General features: G+C 57.1%; 13 protein-coding genes. 6 read left to right on the forward strand and 7 right to left on the reverse strand.

Annotated features, from left to right (window positions below; genetic code table 11):
- The first annotated feature begins 327 nt into the window (after positions 1 to 327).
- The gene (locus H6G62_RS16475; protein ID WP_190497081.1) at positions 328 to 1,152 is read left to right on the forward strand and encodes a glutamine amidotransferase; all 825 of its coding nucleotides are present in this window, start codon (positions 328 to 330) and stop codon (positions 1,150 to 1,152) included.
- Between the two features lie 86 nt (positions 1,153 to 1,238).
- Positions 1,239 to 1,904, forward strand: coding sequence for a glutathione binding-like protein (locus tag H6G62_RS16480; RefSeq protein WP_190497083.1), 666 nt, complete (start codon positions 1,239 to 1,241; stop codon positions 1,902 to 1,904).
- 106 nt (positions 1,905 to 2,010) lie between these two features.
- On the opposite strand, the gene H6G62_RS16485 is transcribed toward H6G62_RS16480, so the two are convergent.
- On the reverse strand, positions 2,011 to 2,607 hold the full coding sequence (locus tag H6G62_RS16485) for a sulfite oxidase-like oxidoreductase (RefSeq protein WP_190497085.1): 597 nt from the start codon (positions 2,605 to 2,607) through the stop codon (positions 2,011 to 2,013).
- A 158-nt stretch (positions 2,608 to 2,765) separates the two neighbouring features.
- On the opposite strand from H6G62_RS16485, the gene H6G62_RS16490 reads away from it, so the two are divergent.
- Positions 2,766 to 3,833, forward strand: a complete 1,068-nt coding sequence (locus tag H6G62_RS16490) for a CHAT domain-containing protein (RefSeq protein ID WP_347239367.1) — start codon at positions 2,766 to 2,768, stop codon at positions 3,831 to 3,833.
- Positions 3,826 to 5,802 carry an NACHT domain-containing protein gene (locus H6G62_RS16495; protein WP_190497087.1) on the forward strand — a complete coding sequence of 659 codons (1,977 nt, stop codon included), beginning with the start codon at positions 3,826 to 3,828 and terminating at the stop codon, positions 5,800 to 5,802. The genes H6G62_RS16490 and H6G62_RS16495 overlap by 8 nt, the downstream gene beginning before the upstream one ends.
- A gap of 409 nt (positions 5,803 to 6,211) precedes the next feature.
- On the opposite strand, the gene metK is transcribed toward H6G62_RS16495, so the two are convergent.
- The 4 genes from metK to nrdR form a co-directional block, all read right to left on the reverse strand.
- The gene (gene metK, locus H6G62_RS16500) at positions 6,212 to 7,471 is read right to left on the reverse strand and encodes a methionine adenosyltransferase (RefSeq protein WP_190497089.1); all 1,260 of its coding nucleotides are present in this window, start codon (positions 7,469 to 7,471) and stop codon (positions 6,212 to 6,214) included.
- A 187-nt stretch (positions 7,472 to 7,658) separates the two neighbouring features.
- Entirely contained in the window at positions 7,659 to 8,504 is an 846-nt protein-coding gene (locus tag H6G62_RS16505; protein WP_190497091.1) for an HAD family hydrolase, read from the reverse strand.
- An 8-nt stretch (positions 8,505 to 8,512) separates the two neighbouring features.
- Positions 8,513 to 9,484 carry a 30S ribosomal protein S1 gene (locus tag H6G62_RS16510; protein WP_190497093.1) on the reverse strand — a complete coding sequence of 324 codons (972 nt, stop codon included), beginning with the start codon at positions 9,482 to 9,484 and terminating at the stop codon, positions 8,513 to 8,515.
- A gap of 213 nt (positions 9,485 to 9,697) precedes the next feature.
- Positions 9,698 to 10,246, reverse strand: coding sequence for a transcriptional regulator NrdR (nrdR, locus tag H6G62_RS16515; RefSeq protein ID WP_190497095.1), 549 nt, complete (start codon positions 10,244 to 10,246; stop codon positions 9,698 to 9,700).
- A gap of 333 nt (positions 10,247 to 10,579) precedes the next feature.
- Between nrdR and acnA the strand changes: the two genes are divergently transcribed.
- Positions 10,580 to 13,261: an aconitate hydratase AcnA gene (gene acnA, locus H6G62_RS16520; RefSeq protein ID WP_190497097.1), complete on the forward strand. Its 2,682-nt coding sequence runs from the start codon at positions 10,580 to 10,582 to the stop codon at positions 13,259 to 13,261.
- 95 nt (positions 13,262 to 13,356) lie between these two features.
- Here acnA and H6G62_RS16525 read toward each other — a convergent pair whose 3' ends face one another.
- Both H6G62_RS16525 and glgA read right to left on the reverse strand, forming a co-directional pair.
- Positions 13,357 to 14,199, reverse strand: coding sequence for a tetratricopeptide repeat protein (locus H6G62_RS16525; protein ID WP_190497099.1), 843 nt, complete (start codon positions 14,197 to 14,199; stop codon positions 13,357 to 13,359).
- A 244-nt stretch (positions 14,200 to 14,443) separates the two neighbouring features.
- Positions 14,444 to 15,919, reverse strand: a complete 1,476-nt coding sequence (gene glgA / locus H6G62_RS16530) for a glycogen synthase GlgA (protein WP_190497101.1) — start codon at positions 15,917 to 15,919, stop codon at positions 14,444 to 14,446.
- A gap of 155 nt (positions 15,920 to 16,074) precedes the next feature.
- Between glgA and H6G62_RS16535 the strand changes: the two genes are divergently transcribed.
- Positions 16,075 to 16,239 carry a hypothetical protein gene (locus H6G62_RS16535; protein ID WP_190497103.1) on the forward strand — a complete coding sequence of 55 codons (165 nt, stop codon included), beginning with the start codon at positions 16,075 to 16,077 and terminating at the stop codon, positions 16,237 to 16,239.
- Positions 16,240 to 16,504 lie beyond the last annotated feature (265 nt).

Raw genomic sequence — 16,504 nt, forward strand, 5'->3', positions numbered from 1 at the left:
CCCGCTTGATCTTGGGGATCTGAGGGAAGGTAGGGCTAACTTCAGCCTCTTGATATCGCCTACGTGTAGCCATCCCAGGAATTTAACGAAGGTCTAGGGGGATTGGGTCAGCAGTCCGGGCAGGGTGAAACAATGAGCAGCGAGTTTGAGCAGGTGATGCACTTCAACCTTGAATTGGCCCTTTCAGGATGGCCTAATTGCTTTAGTCTGCCCCCTGATACAATGCAATCGCCGTGATATGCCATAGACTACCTATTGCTGTTGAGTTTCACTGTTCAGTGAGGCGAGTGCACCTCACCCCTCTCGACTCCCCACTCCTCACTCCCCATGCCCGACTCCCTCACCCTCACCCTCACCCACCTCTACCCCGACCACCTCAACCTCTATGGCGACACGGGGAACTTGATTGTGCTGCGGCGGCGCTGCCAGTGGCGGGGAATTGATTGCACTGTGAAATCCCTATCCATGGGCGAAGTCTCCCGACCGGGAGAGACCGACCTGTATTTTATGGGCGGTGGCCAGGATAACGACCAAGTGGCCGTGGTGGAAGACTTTCACCAACTCAAGGCCGACACCATCCAGGCGGATACCGAGGCGGGGGTGGTGTTTTTGGGCGTGTGCGGCGGCTACCAACTAATGGGCAACACCTTTTTGATGGGCAACGGCCAGGAAACGCCCGGTCTGGGCATTATCAACGTCACCACCAAGGCTCCTGGCACTGAGGTCAAACAGCGCTGCATTGGCAACCTGGTGGCGGAAATTCCTGACGCCATGTACGAGGAAATCCAAAGCCTTTACGCCGAGTCCCAAGCTGGCAAATCCCAGATCATCCCCAAAACCCTAGTTGGCTTTGAAAACCACTCTGGCCAAACCTTTTTGGGGGAAGGGGTGGAACCCTTAGCGAAAACCGTAGCCGGATTTGGCAACAATGCCGCCGCTGAGTACGAAGGAGCCCGCTACAAAAACGTCTTCGGCAGCTACATGCACGGCTCCCTACTGCCCAAAAATCCTCACTTTGCCGATTACCTGATCGGCCTCGCCCTGCGCCGCAAATACCAAGATCCCACCCTCACCCTGCCGCCCTTGGCGGATACCGAAGAACTGGAGGCCCACCATTACGCGGTGGCTCGCTATGGTTCGACGAGGGGATAGGGCGAGGGCGGGATGATCGGTGGTCTCCTAGGCGGGGGAGAGTAGCGCTATGCTAATTTGCGGCCCTGTTTGAGTGAGGTATCTCTATGATTGATCTGTACTACTGGACGACCCCCAACGGTCACAAAATCACCATTTTCCTGGAAGAGGCCGAACTGCCCTACACCATCCATCCCATCGATATTGGCACCGGGGATCAGTTTGACCCAGACTTTCTCAAAATTGCGCCCAATAACCGCATTCCCGCCATTGTGGATAACGAACCCACCGATGGCGGCGCACCCCTCAGCGTCTTTGAGTCGGGGGCCATTTTGCTCTACCTGGCCGAAAAGACCGGACGCTTTCTCCCCCAAGATTTTCGGCCTCGCCTGAAGGTGATGGAATGGTTATTTTGGCAGATGGGTGGCCTGGGGCCAATGCTGGGCCAAAATAGCCACTTTGCCCTCGCCGCCCCAGAGAAAATTCCCTACGCCATAAACCGCTACGTCACCGAAACCGCCCGTCTCTACGGCGTCCTGAATACCCAACTACAAACAAACGAGTACATCGCCGGAGACTATTCCATTGCCGATATGGCCGCCTATCCCTGGATTGTGCCCCACCGCAAGCACCAGCAAAACCTAGAGGATTTCCCCCACGTTAAACGCTGGTTTGAGGCCATGCAAAGCCGCCCCGCCGTGCAGCGTGCCTACGCCCAAGGCAAAGCCCTAGATGACCGCATCGCCGCCAGCAAGGCCCAGGCTAAGCCCTAGCTTCCTGGCTATTTAACTTGGGCTCGCCAGGGTTCTACCACTCCATTATGACCCAAGTTTTGCGTGCAGTTCTGGATACCAATGTATTGGTTTCCGCATTGGTATTTTATCGATCACTGTAACGTTCTGTAGCCCAGGGATTGCCGCGCATGTGGTAGCCGTGGCGTTCCCAAAAGCCCGGTTCTGGTTGGGCCAAAAAGTCTAGGTTGCTAATCCATTTGGCGCTTTTCCAGGCATAGAGATGGGGCACCACCACCCGCACCGGGCCACCCCGTTCGGCGGGCAGCGGTTCTCCATTGAGGGTGTGGGCTAGGAAGTTCTCAGGCCGCAGAAAGTCCGCCAAATCTAGGTTGGTGGTGTAGCCGCCGTAGCAATGCAGCATGACGTGAACCGCCTGGGGATCTAGCTCAACGGTGGCCATCAAATCCGTGATTTTCACCCCCGTCCACGACACATCCAGCTTCGACCAGGTGGTTACGCAGTGGAAATCGGTGGTGAAGTCGCTCTGGGGCAGGGCCATCAGATCATCCCAGGTGAAGGTTTTGGGCTGAACGAGGCCAGAGAGGGTCAGCCGCCAATCGGCCCAGCGAATCTCCGGCGTTTCCCCATAGGTAAGCACCGGAAACCCCTTGGCCAAGTTTTGCCCAGGGGGCACCCGATCCGCCAATTCTGGGCCAGGTTTCTCAAAAAACTTGCCTGCCATCGCCGTTGTCCAAAGGTGGAGTTCTCCTAGATTTTCCCTTAAGTTTTCCCTGGCGGGGTGATAGTCGGTGCCATTGACCCAAATCTAGGGCAGACTAGACGGTAATTTGGTTGCTCCGTAGTTGTGTCCGTGTCGGTTATCAACTGCGGTCTGCCCCTGTGTCTCTGCCCATCGCCGCCATGCCCAAAATTCTATTTCTTGCCGCCAACCCCAAAAACACCACCCGCCTGCGCCTCGATGAGGAACTGCGGGACATCAAAGAAGGACTGCGCCGTGCCCAACAGCGGGACAAGTTTACTCTGATTTCCCATGAGGCCGTGCGTTCCCGCGACATTCAGCGGGCCATGCTGGACGAAATGCCCCAGATCGTCCACTTCTCCGGTCATGGCGATGGTGAAGCCGGACTAGCCTTTGAGGACGAAACAGGCCACGCCAAACTGATCGACGGCAACGCCCTAGCCGACCTATTCGCCCTGTTTGCCGACCCCACGGAATTCCCCGAACCGCTGACCTGTGTGGTGCTCAACGGCTGCTACAGCGAAGTGCAGGCCAACGCCATCGCTGACTATGTGCCCTACGTCATCGGCATGACCCAAGCCATCCCCGACCGCGCCGCCATCGAGTTTGCCGTCGGCTTTTACGATGCCCTCGGCGCAGGCCGCAGCGTCCCCTTTGCCTTCAAACTCGCCTGCAACGCCATCGCCCGCACAGGCCAACCCGCCGCAGAAATCCCCACCCTCCTCAACAAAATCCAGCCCCCCACCCCCACATCTTCCTCTACCTCCCCTCTCCCGTGGGGAGAGGGGCCGGGGGTGAGGGCCAACCCCGCCGAAGAGGAATCGCGAACCAACGCCATCCCCCAAGGCCGCACCCAGCTCTACCAATTTTTGCTCCGTATTCCACCTGCTCAATTTGAAATGGTAATCTTTGACCTCAACCCACCCAAGGGCAACATTTCCCCTGGTTCTGCCCCCCAAGGCCAACGGGTACCGGAATTGCTGGAATGGCTAGATAGCCCCATCGGCCCAGGACTAGAAGCCCTACGTACCTCCCTGACCAACGTCCTCTATCCTCAAGCTCAGCCAGGGCCAACGGGGGCCGGAAGCCGCAACATTAGCATTGGGACATCTGCGGATGGTTCCGCTGTAATTAGCGGGGATGGCAACCAAGTGAACCAGTCCTATACGATTAACATTCAAAGGGATAGAGGGGACGGTCGTGGCTGACCAGCGCAACATCGACGTTAAACAATCCGCAGACGGATCAGCCCTGGTTTCTGGCGACCACAACCGCATTGATCAATCCCGCACGGTCAACAATGTCGTCAACAACTACTATGGGCCGCTGCCCAACCAGCCGCCCTCCCAACGCACCGACCGCAACGAGAAAACATTGCTCAGTGCCGTGTGGGCCGAGGTGCAGGATCGCCTCAACCAGTCCCTTCACAATGCGGTGCTGCTGAACCTGGGCAAGGCCGAACAACGCCACCAGGTCAGCCGCCCCTGGGATAGCCAGCTTCGCATTGCCGACCAAGCCAGCCGCCCCCTCGACCCCGAAACCGCCATTGCCGAGGTGTTTGACCGGGAAGACATTAACGGCAGGCTGCTGATTTTGGGCAATCCCGGCGCAGGCAAAACTACTACCTTGCTAGACCTCGCCGCCGCCCTAGTGCAGCGGGCCAATGGCGACCCCGCCCAGCCGATTCCGGTGATGTTTAACCTGTCTTCTTGGCAAGACGACAAACAAACCCTAAAAGACTGGCTGCTGAGCGAACTCAAGCTGAAATACGGTGTATCGACCAAGCTGGGCCAGCCCTGGCTAGAGGCCCAAACCCTGCTGCCCCTGCTGGATGGCCTAGACGAACTGCCGCCCCACCGCCAAGAACCCGCCGTCCAAAAAATTAACGACTGGCTGCAATCGGGCGAAGGAGCCAGCCAACTGCTGGTGTGCAGCCGCCGCGAAGAATACGAACTCTACGCCACCAAGCTGTTGCTAAATGGGGCCATTTGCCTAGAACCCCTCACCGATGACCAACTGGCCACCTACTTTGCGGCCCTAGGCATGGAACCCCTATGGCACACCGTCCGCCAAGACCCCGACTTTTTGGCCCTGGTACGCACCCCCCTGCTGCTCAGCGTGTCTATTTTGGCCAACGACACCATCGACCCCGCCCAATGGCAACGCCTCACCACCCCCCAAGAACGCCTCAATTACCTGCTCGATGCCTACATTCAACGGCAACTGCACGCCCCTATTGCCAGCCGCACCTACCCGCCCCACAAACAACCCACCGCCCAACAAACCCGCCACTGGCTAACCTGGCTGGCCCAACAACTGCAAGCCCAATCGGAAGATGAGTTTTTGATTGAGAAAATGCAGCCCTCTATGTTAGCGAACAAGAAGGAAACAAGGCTTTATGAGATGATTATTGGGCTAAACACTGTGCCGGTTGCTGGGATGATTATTGGGCCAATTGCTGGGTTGATTCTTGGACTGGTTCTTGTGCTAGTTCTTGGGCTGATTAGAAAGGATGCTGATGTTATTACGATTAAAAACTTCGATTTTTCTTTTTCGCACTCCGCACGAAAAAAAATTATCAAAGGACTACAAAATGGGCTGTTTAGAGGGCTGATTATTGGGTTGATCGGAGGACTGATTGAAGGTCTAACTGTTGGGCTGATTAGAGGATTGATTGGTGGGCTGATTGGAGGGGTGACTGTTGGGCTGATCGGAGGATTACTTGGAGGACTGCTTGAAGGGCTGACCAATGCGTCAGACCCTGATCTTGTTAGTCGAACGAAGCCGAATCAAGGCATCTTTAATGCAGCTCGAAATATCCTGCCTGTTTCATTAGCGATCTATCCATTTACTGTACTTATGGCAATAGGTAGTCAATTTCTTATTGCGATGACTAGTGACAGTACTGCGCTTTCCTTTGACTGGTCATGGCTTTTTCTAAGAAGTATTTCCCTCACATTTGTGCTTGGTGGGTTCTACAGCGGCTGGTATGCCTGTGCTCAGCACTTCTCCCTCCGCCTAGTGCTGCACCGCACCAACGCCATCCCCTGGAACTATGCCCGTTTCCTCAACCACTGCACCGAGCGGCTATTGTTGCAGCGGGTGGGGGGTCGGTATCGGTTCATTCACCGCCTCATACAAGAACGTTTTGCCGCCACCGGGGGCCATCGGCTGTAGGGTGCATAACGCCAAGGCGAGGCTGCGCCAACGCGAAGCAATGCACCAAACCCCTACAAGAAAAAAAACACCATGGATTAGGCGTCAACAGCCCAAACAATGGTGCTGCCATTTGGGCTTCGCACCTCGTCCAGGGGCTTCCCACCATCCGCCTAATCCCCCCGTTTCCCAACGCTTCAGGGTGGCCCTGACCGTATGCTCATGGCACTCAAACATCTCGGCAATGGGGCACTGGTTTCTAAAAGTATGATCCTTGATTTCTCGTTGCCTAAGGCGACGATGATTCCCATCGGCAAAAAACGTGCAGCGTCATCCTAGGCCATTCCAGTCTATTAAGACCAGGGGCCAACTTCGATGACGCCGCACTATTGGCTCGATCAGCGTGGTCTAGGGGGGGAGCAACAAGACCCTAAACTGCTGCGAGAAATGCCTCCGCTGCCTTAGACAGGAGATCAGCCTTGTCTGTGGCTTCCCAGGGCAGATCCAGGTCGGTGCGACCAAAGTGCCCATAGGCCGCCACATCCTGGTAGAAGCGTCCCCCCCGTTCCTGGGGCAGGGTTTGCAGGTTAAAGGTGGCGATAATCCCGGCAGGGCGCAGCTCGAAGTGATCCTGCGCCAGGGCTAGGATTTGGTCGTCGTCAATTTTCCCGGTGCCGAAGGTGTCGATGAAGATACTCACCGGACGGGCCACCCCAATGGCATAGCTGAGCTGCACTTCGCACTTTTCCGCTAGGCCAGCGGCCACAATGTTTTTGGCCATGTGACGGCAGGCATAGGCGGCGCTGCGGTCTACCTTGGTGGGATCCTTGCCAGAGAAGGCACCGCCCCCGTGGCGAGAATAGCCACCGTAGGTATCCACGATAATCTTGCGTCCGGTAAGGCCCGCATCGCCCTGGGGGCCACCGATGACAAACTTGCCCGTGGGGTTCACCAAGAAACGGGTGTCGGCGTCGGGCTTGATGGCCAGGTCGCCAAAGACAGGTAGCACCACCTGTTCCCACAGATCAGCCTTAATTTTGGCCTGTACGCCCGCTTCATCGGTGATGTCGCCGATGGCGGCGGTGTGCTGGGTGGAGACCAGGATGGTATCAATGCCAACGGGCTTACCATCTTCGTAGGCCACCGTCACCTGGGTTTTGCCATCGGGCCGCAGGTAGGGCAGTTGTCCGGTTTTACGCACCGCCGCCAGTTGTCGGGCAATGCGGTGGGCCAAGCTGATGGGCAGGGGCATGAACTCTGGGGTTTCGTTGCAGGCAAACCCAAACATAATGCCTTGGTCGCCCGCCCCGGTGGCGTCAAAGATTTCGTCACTGGTGGCAGAGCGAGTTTCGTGGGCTTGGTCAACCCCTTGGGCGATGTCGCGGGATTGCTCATCCAGCGTCACCATGACCGCACAGCTATCGGCAGAAAAGCCGTTGTTGGTGGGATCGGTATAGCCAATTTCCTCAATTTTGCGGCGAATGAGGTTGGCATAGTTTACGGTTGCTTGGGAGGAAATTTCCCCCGTCACTAGCACTAGCCCCGTATTCACCACCACCTCCGCCGCCACCCGGCTGAGGGGATCTTGAGCCAACGTGGCGTCTAAAATCGTATCGGAAATTTGATCGCAGACTTTATCCGGATGTCCTTCGGTAACAGACTCGGAGGTAAACAGGTAACGCTTAGACAATGATCGGCCCTCTTCTTTTCACAAAATTCAGATCATTTACCCTAGGGATGATGTCGGTGAACCTCGACAGCCCCTGAGTCAATCAATGGTAAATCCTTGATCCAGCCTATATAAACCACAAGGCAGTGGAAGATTTACCTATCAAAGACTACCGCATTTAGTTCCCGTTTCAGGACTCTGCACCAGGCTAGGGGACAACTTTTAAATCCTCCCAACCACGAAGAATCAGCCTAGCTCCGGCTACAGGTGGGCGTCCCCAGGCTTCGGAAACCGAGATGAATCCAGCCGTTTCGGCCTGTTGAGCCAGGGCTTGATCTACCCAGCTATCGCCCACGATCACCACTTGGCGAGGGCTAACAGCCATGCGATTACAGAGGCGATGTAGCAAGGCTGGATTGGGTTTAGGAATATCTCCTGGCTCAGTGCCCTGCCAGTCGTCTATCCAGGCTAAAAGGTCGTAATGGCGTAAAAAGTCCTCGATATTGGCCGGACTATCGGAGGATAAAACCCCTAGCTTAATCTTGCTTTGGCTGAAGCGCTGAAGCATGGCCTGGGTGCCAGGAAAGGGGGGAGTATAGATCGTTTTAGGGCTAAGGTCGCCATCCGCCAAGACAAACTGTTCGGCGACGAGGGTTTGAATCTCTGATTTAGCTGATTGCGAGGAAACTCCAATGCCTAGCAGTACCTCAACTAGGGCGTCAATATTGGATTGGCGCGTACCAGCGGCCATCAATCCATCGGGGTCGATGCGATTTTCCCACACCCCTAATGTGGCCAGGAGTTGATCCACCAGATCGATCGGGAAGGGTTGAGGCTGATAGGTGATCGGAAATCCGGCTAGCGTGTCCTTGGTATTAGCGGGCCAGGAGACCTCGCCCCTACCGTTTGCCAGGATCGCATCTACACAGCGCTGGCAGCGGGCCTGGGCCAGGTGTTTTAAAAACGGCGCAGAGTCTGCCAGGGTGCCATCTTTGTCAAAGATGATGGCTTCAATCCCTAACAGACTCTGAGAACCGCAGTAGACCTGACTCAAGGCGCTATCTAGTCAACGGCGACGGCCATTTCTTCGTCGTCGTAGACCTCCTCACCCATCAGGGCGGCTTCCTTCTCGGCGGCTTGCTTACGCAGATTTTCGCGATACTTGGCAGCCATTTCCTCAGCCTTGTCGAACACCAGGTCGGGGTTCTTCACCATGTCGCCCGGTTCTGGCTCAAGCTGCTTGGTGGAGAGGGAAATCCGACCGCGCTCGGCATCCAGGTCGATGATCATGACCTTGATTTCGTCGTTGACGTTTAGCACGCTGTGGGGCGTGTCGATGTGGTCGTGGGAGATTTCGGAGATGTGCAGCAGACCGCTGACACCGCCGATGTCGATGAAGGCACCGTAGGGCTTGAGGCCGCGCACGGCACCCAACACCACTTCGCCCACTTGCAGGCCGTTCATTTTGCGCTCCACCAGGGCGCGACGGTGGCTGAGCACCAGACGGTTGCGCTCTTCGTCCACTTCCAGGAACTTCAGGGGCAGATCTTCGCCCACCAGGTCTTCCTTGGGCTTGCGGGTGCTGATGTGGGAACCGGGGATGAAGCCGCGCAAACCCTCGATCCGCACCAGGGCACCGCCTCGGTTGGTGGCAAACACGCCGGAACGCACGGTGGCATCTTCCTGCTGGAGCTGGCGCACCCGCTCCCAGGCCCGCATATACTCAATCCGACGGATGGATAGGGTGAGCTGGCCGTCTTCGTTTTCGTCGGTGAGGATGAAGAACTCACGGGTTTCGTTGAAGCGCAGGACTTCTTCGGGGTGATCCACCCGGTTGATGGACATTTCTTGGATGGGCAGGTAAGCTGCCGTTTTAGCACCGATGTCAATCAGGGCACCTCTGGGTTCCAAGCTAAACACCGTCCCGGTTACCGTATCGCCCGGATTGAAGTGGTAGTCGTACTTGTCCAGCAGTGCAGCAAAGTCTTCGTGTGTAAACCCGATTCCCGTGTCCTTTACGTCCTGATTGAGCATGCTAGTGTTTTCCTAAGGTTTTCTCCGTAAATACTGCGGTTTTCTGTGCAGACGTACAAAACAATCGACTCAGTGCTATAGAGGCTCGTACCGTACACAAACTGTATCGGCCCGAGACAGCCCGATAAACCCACAGGATTACGATTATAACCGATGGGGCCAAGATATTGAAGAGGGGGTTTTAAAGATTCAGGGTCTGGTTTGGGGTTAGCGTCAAGAAGACAGCACCGGAGCGGTGTAGGCCAGGGATGGCTCCGTGGGTTGGGGCAGATTTTCTGGCTGGGACAGGGCTTCGGTGTACGTTGGTGATTCGGCGTCTTGGAGTTGGCTGAGGGTGTCGGTGAAGTCGCGGATGCCCTGGAACTGGCGATAGACGGAGGCGAATCGGACAAAGGCGACTTCGTTCAGCGGACGCAGTTTGGTCAGCACCATTTCGCCAATTTCGGCGCTGCTTACTTCTCGGTGGTGGCGCTGTTGCAGTTCGGCTTCGATGTCATCCACAATGCCCTCCATCACTTGGGAGCAAACGGGGGTTTTTTCGCAGGCCCGCACGATGCCCCGCAGGAGTTTGGAACGGTCGAATAGTTCCTGGTCGGCGCTGCGTTTAATCACCGTCACCGGGACGTATTCAATGCGCTCGTAGGTGGTGAAACGTCGCTCGCACTGGAGGCATTCCCGCCGCCGCCGAATGCTGCGCCCCGACTCGGCAGCGCGGGATTCCAGCACGCGGTTATTGGGATGTTGGCAAAAGGGACAATGCATGGACACACCCCCAAGGGAGGACAACTCGCCTTGATCCCGAAGTCTCGATAGGATGAGTCATCAGCGCGGATGATGGCCAACCGGGGCGACATTCAGAATCTAGAAATTAGCCTAAACCGCACATTTTCTAGCGATTCACAGAACCATAACTTGTTCTCTATATTAAATAGATTCTGTCCAAAGCGGTGAAGGATTGGGGACTGATTTCGCCACGGGGTTTACAGTAATTTACTGAAGACGGGGTAAAATCGCATCGTCTGGGTTTTAGGTGCTGCGCTACAAGTACCCTATTGCCTGCTAAATCGCATAATCGCAACCGGAGAGAGCACCCCTGTGAACAGCTTCAACGCCAAAACGACCCTGCCCGTTGGGGACAAAACCTACACCATTTACAGCCTGCCGGAGGCTGAAAAGAGCCTGGGCGACGTGAGCCGTTTGCCCTTTAGCCTCAAGGTGCTGTTGGAGAACTTACTGCGCTACGAAGATGGGCGCTCGGTGACGGCGGAGGACGTGCGGGCGATTGCCACCTGGCTGCAAACCCAGACCTCCAACCGCGAGATTGCCTACCGTCCGGCGCGGGTGCTGATGCAGGACTTTACCGGGGTGCCTGCGGTGGTGGATTTGGCCGCCATGCGCGACGCCATGGTGAACCTGGGCGGCGACCCCAACAAAATTAACCCCCTGTCTCCGGTGGATCTGGTGATTGACCACTCGGTGATGGTGGACTCCTTTGGCAGCGACAACGCCTTTGGCGACAACGTGCAGAAGGAATTTGAGCGCAACCACGAGCGCTACGCCTTTTTGCGCTGGGGTCAGAATGCTTTTGATAACTTCCGGGTAGTGCCCCCCGGCACAGGCATTTGCCACCAGGTGAACCTGGAATACCTGGCCCAGGTGGTGTGGACGAAGGACGTAGACGGCGAAACCCAAGCCTACCCCGATACCCTGGTGGGCACCGACAGCCACACCACCATGATCAACGGCCTAGCGGTGCTGGGCTGGGGTGTGGGCGGTATTGAGGCCGAGGCAGCGATGCTGGGCCAGCCGATTTCCATGCTGATTCCCGAAGTGGTGGGCTTTAAGCTGACCGGGCAACTGCCGGAAGGAGCCACCGCCACCGACCTCGTGCTGACCGTGGTGCAAATGCTGCGGGCCAAGGGCGTGGTGGGCAAGTTTGTAGAATTCTACGGCGACGGGCTGGATCACCTCACCCTGGCGGATCGGGCCACCCTGGCCAACATGGCCCCAGAATACGGCGCGACCTGCGGCTTCTTCCCCATCGATGCCGAAACTATTAAGTATCTAGAATTCTCTGGCCGCGATGCCGAACGCATTGCCCTGGTAGAAGCCTACGCCAAGGCCCAGGGCATGTGGCGCGATGCCAGCACCCCCGACCCCGTCTTCACCGACAGCCTCTCCCTCGACCTAGCCACCGTGGAACCCTCCCTAGCGGGGCCAAAGCGTCCCCAAGACCGGGTGCGCCTGTCGGATTTGGCCACCCAGTTTAAGACCTCCGATTTCCCTGGCTTTAGCGGCAAGGACTACGCCGAGAAGCGCTCTGTCCCCGTGGCCGGAGCCGACTACAGCCTCACCGATGGCGACGTGGTGATTGCGGCGATTACGAGCTGCACCAACACCTCCAACCCCTCGGTGATGATTGGGGCGGGTCTGGTGGCCCGCAAAGCCCGTGAGAAGGGGCTGACCGTAAAGCCCTGGGTGAAGACCTCCCTGGCACCGGGAAGCCAGGTGGTGAGCGACTATCTGGAAAAGGCCAACCTGCAAGCAGACCTCGATGCCCTGGGCTTTAACCTAGTGGGCTACGGCTGTACCACCTGCATCGGCAACTCTGGCCCCCTGCCTGCGCCCATCGCCAGCGCCATTGATGAAAATGATCTGGTGGTCGGTGCCGTCCTCTCTGGCAACCGCAACTTTGAGGGCCGCGTTAGCCCCCACACCAAGGCCAACTACCTGGCCTCGCCGCCCCTGGTGGTGGCCTACGCCATCGCCGGAAACCTGGCCATCGACCTCAAGACCGACCCCATCGGCCAAGACTCCCAAGGAAATCCGGTTTACCTGAAGGACATCTGGCCCAGCGCCGCCGAAATTCAGGACGTCATGGCCCAGGCCCTCACCCCGGACATGTTCCGCAGCCGCTACAGCAACGTGTTCCTCGGTACCGAAAGCTGGCAGCAGATCGACACCGTGGAGCAGCAAACCTACCCCTGGCAGGGCGAAAGCACCTACGTGCAAAACCCGCCCTACTTTGTGGAGATGGCCGCCAGCACCAGCGATCAGAGTTTTGGCGATATCCTCGGTGCCCGTCCCTTGGCTATCCTGGGCGACAGCATCACCACCGACCACATTTCTCCCGCTGGCGCAATCAAGGCCGACAGTCCCGCTGGTCACTACCTGGTGGGCAACAACGTGGTCGCGGCAGACTTCAACTCCTACGGCTCTCGGCGCGGCAACCATGAGGTGATGATGCGCGGCACCTTCGCCAACATTCGCCTCAAGAACGAGATGGTGCCCGGTTCCTCCGGCGGCGTCACCAAGCACATGCCCGATGGCGAAGTGCTCTCCATCTACGATGCCTCGATGAAGTACCAGGCCGAGGGGACGCCGCTGATCGTCATCGCTGGGAAGGAATACGGTACCGGATCCTCCCGGGACTGGGCCGCGAAGGGAACTCGTCTGCTGGGCGTGAAAGCCGTGGTGGCCGAGAGCTTCGAGCGCATCCACCGTTCTAACCTGGTGGGTATGGGCGTGCTGCCACTCCAGTTCACAGAGGGCACCCATCGCGGTGTGCTGAACCTCGATGGTTCCGAAACCTTCGACCTAACGGACCTCAGCGGCGGCATTCAACCCGGCATGACCGTGACCTTGGTGATTCACCGCGCCGATGGCAGCACCACCGACGTGCCCCTGCTCTGTCGCATCGACACCCTGGATGAAGTGGAATACTTCCTCAACGGCGGCATTTTGCAGTATGTGCTGCGTCAACTGTTGGCGGCTTAACGACTCATACTAAATCTGCCTTGTATGCTTCTTGTATTAGCGGGCGGGGTCTCCCCGCCCCTACGGTTTGGTAGGGTGCAGCCCGGGGGAATGACCTAGCTGTCTAGCAGCTTTTGAAATTGGGGGTGGTGGCGCAGGCCATCGAAATGGGCGTCGATCTGCACCATCACCTTATAGACATAGGGGCTGAGGACAAAGGTGCGGTAAAGGCTTTTGAGGGTTTGCTCCAGTTCTCCGGCCATGGCGTAGGTGCGGGCTTTGCCATACCAGGCATTGGGGTTATCGGCGTGGTGGTGCAGGGACGTATTGAAACTGTCGATGGCTTCTTCGTAGCGACCGAGCTGAATGAGGGCCGTACCGCGCTGGTTCCAGATGTAGTGGGCTTCGGGCTTCAGCTTTAGGGCAAGTTCGAGGGCGTTCAGGGCTTCTTCGTAGCGGTGCAGGCCGCAGAAGGCCACGCCTTGGTTGTAGCGGGCTCGGTGGTCTTGGGGGTTGAGCTTCAGGCTTTGTTCAAAACTGGCGATGGCCGCTGGGTATTGGTGCAGTTGGTTTTGGGCGGTGCCCAGGTTATACCAAGCCTTGCTGTCAGCAGGGTTGAGCAAAACCGCTTCCTGGAGATGGGTGGCGGCGTCCTCAAAACGGCTAAGTTTGCCGAGGGAGTGGCCCTTGCCATGCCATGCCAGGGCATATTTGGAATTGAGGGCAATGGCTTGGTCAAAGCTGTGGATCGATTCTTCAAACCGCTTGAGTGCCGCGAGGCAAAAGCCGTGCAGCGTCCATACTTCGACATGGTTAGGCTGAAGGGCTAGACATTCTTCAAAGCGAGTGAGGGCTTCGCCATAGCGGCCAATGGCATAGAGCGCGTTGCCCTGGCCTTCAAGCAATTTAACGCGGCTAAGCGGCGGCGGCGGCGGGGGAAGGTCAAAACTCACGGCCATGCAAAGAGGCTATGGATGGATGGGGTTCTCTAGGTTTAGCATGCCCAGATCGACCACAAAATCATCAACCTCAGCCCGCTTTGCCCCATTTTACTCCTTGACAATCGCCTAGGAACGCCTTGGTAAATCGCTGTACACTGCTGTTGTCAATTGCCGTCAGTCGCCAACGGTCGCGAATCAAGCGTCCTTGGTCGGCCCGCCTAGTTCGGCGGTAGGCCATGGTCGTTGGCAATAGGGCTAGTGACTATTTGTGGCGTATGTAGTCATACAGAGCCACATAGTCTTGACCCGGATGATTCCAGGAGAAGTCGTACTGCATCCCCTGCTGGGCAATTTGGTTGAAGAGGGCAGGCTCTTTTTCCCAAATATCGAAGGCGCGATCCATGGCCGACTCTAGGGCAACGGTATCGCTTTGGAAAAAGACAAAGCCGTTGCGTTCTTCCGGTTCGTGGTAGCCGTCGTAGTCCCAATCAAACACGGTGTTGACCAGACCACCGACGCCGCGAACGATGGGCACCGTGCCATACCTCAGGCCAATCATCTGAGTGAGGCCGCAGGGTTCAAAGTTGCTGGGCACCACAATCATATCGGATCCGGCGTAGATCAGGTGAGCTAGTTCTTCGTTGAAGCCGATTTCCAAATGCACGTCGGGGTTGTCGTTCAGGTGCAGCTTTTCGTGCCAGAACCAGTCGTTAATGCCCTTTTCGGTGGCAGAACCCAGCAGCACAAACTGTCCGCCCCGGCTGAGGGTGTAGTAAATGGCGTGGTGGACGAGGTGAACGCCCTTTTGGTCATCCAAACGGCCAATGAAGGCGACGACGGGTTTGTCGCCGTGGGCCAGCATCAGCCGTTCCCGCAGCACCTTTTTGTTCAAGGCTTTGTCCTCAAAGGTGGCGATGTCGTAGTGGTGGGGAATGTAGCGATCTTCCTCCGGGTTCCAGACCTCGTAGTCAATGCCGTTGAGGATGCCAGAAAACTTGTACTGATGGGTGTGGAGGGTGTGCCCTAGGCCAAAGCCCTGGTCAGTGTGTTGGGCTTCCCAGGCGTGGTAGGGGGAGACGGTGTTGACGTGGTTGGCGTAGGTGATGCCCCCCTGCATAAAATTGAGGGCGAAGGGGTTGAAGTTATCGCGCAGCCGTCCGTACTGGTAGTAATACTCTGGGCGGTTCAGGCCCGTGGCCTCCAGGATATCCGTCCCGGCAATGCCCTGGTGCTTAAAGTTGTGGATGGTGTAGAGCACCCGCTGGAACTCCATGCCGTTGTATTTGTAAATCTCGAACAGCATGACGGGAATCAGCCCGGTTTGCCAGTCGTGGCAGTGGATCACATCCGGGCGCTTGTTGCTGCGCAGGAGAAATTCCATCGCCGCCTTGCTAAAGAAGGCAAACCGCATCGGGTCATCGTCGCAGCCGTAGTAGCAGCCCCGGTTGAAGAACATTTCCCAGGACTTGGGCTCGATGAAGAAGCACAGCCGCCCATGCACCCAGCCGCAATACACATCGCAGAGAATATCCGTCCCATACCAGGGCACAACCAGGTCGCAGTAGGCTTCGTGCAGACCCCAAATGTGGTCGTAGCGCATGCAGTCGTACTTCGGCAGAATGATTTCGACGCAGTGGCCCCGCGTTTCGAGCTCGCGACTGAGGCCATAAACCACATCGCCCAGACCCCCGGCTTTGATGACCGGAGCGCATTCTGAAGCAATCTGTACGATGTACATGGGCGACTCCCCGTTTAAAAAAGTTCACTTTTTTGATGCCCCTATTCAATCAGGATGTTGGGGCGTAGGCAAGGGGATAGGGCGTTCGACCCAGTGCTTCAACGGTTGTCCCTGTAACGAGGCATCGACATCTGTGAGGTTCGTCAGCCTAGCGCTTGACCCCCAAAGCGGCCCCCAATGGCCCACCATGGAACGGGTTTCTGGCCCTCCTACTCGCCCCACCCCACAGCACCCTCTCCTCCAACACCGACCGCATCACCATCCTCCCCACCGCCACCGTGCCCCGCCTAGACCGCACGGGAGAATGCCCCGCCTGGTGAAACCCAACAAGGAGGAAGCTTTAGTCCGCGTTACCCAGGTGGCACCTGTCAGAACCCCAGAATCTGCTGCTGAAGAAGGGTAGTTGAGGCATTGGTCTAAACAGAAGTTGGACAGTAAGCTGTTAGTCATCTAAACTGCGTATAATACATTAAAATTATGGAATAAGCCATGGGAGTCAGAAACTATCTAACGTCAGAGGAAAAGCAAGAGCTTCAGAAGCAGTTGAAGTTCCATGAACACCCTGACATTCGAGAGCGCATTCTA

It is taken from the genome of Phormidium sp. FACHB-1136, assembly GCF_014697375.1.
Lineage (GTDB): Bacteria > Cyanobacteriota > Cyanobacteriia > Phormidesmidales > Phormidesmidaceae > Nodosilinea.

Coding starts and splice junctions, on each gene's coding strand:
- H6G62_RS16475 (WP_190497081.1), top strand. CDS start 328: ATGCCCGACTCCCTCACCCTCACCCTCACCCACCTCTACCCCGACCAC.
- H6G62_RS16480 (WP_190497083.1), top strand. CDS start 1,239: ATGATTGATCTGTACTACTGGACGACCCCCAACGGTCACAAAATCACC.
- H6G62_RS16485 (WP_190497085.1), bottom strand. CDS start 2,607: ATGGCAGGCAAGTTTTTTGAGAAACCTGGCCCAGAATTGGCGGATCGG.
- H6G62_RS16510 (WP_190497093.1), bottom strand. CDS start 9,484: ATGCTCAATCAGGACGTAAAGGACACGGGAATCGGGTTTACACACGAA.
- nrdR (WP_190497095.1), bottom strand. CDS start 10,246: ATGCATTGTCCCTTTTGCCAACATCCCAATAACCGCGTGCTGGAATCC.
- H6G62_RS16525 (WP_190497099.1), bottom strand. CDS start 14,199: ATGGCCGTGAGTTTTGACCTTCCCCCGCCGCCGCCGCCGCTTAGCCGC.
- glgA (WP_190497101.1), bottom strand. CDS start 15,919: ATGTACATCGTACAGATTGCTTCAGAATGCGCTCCGGTCATCAAAGCC.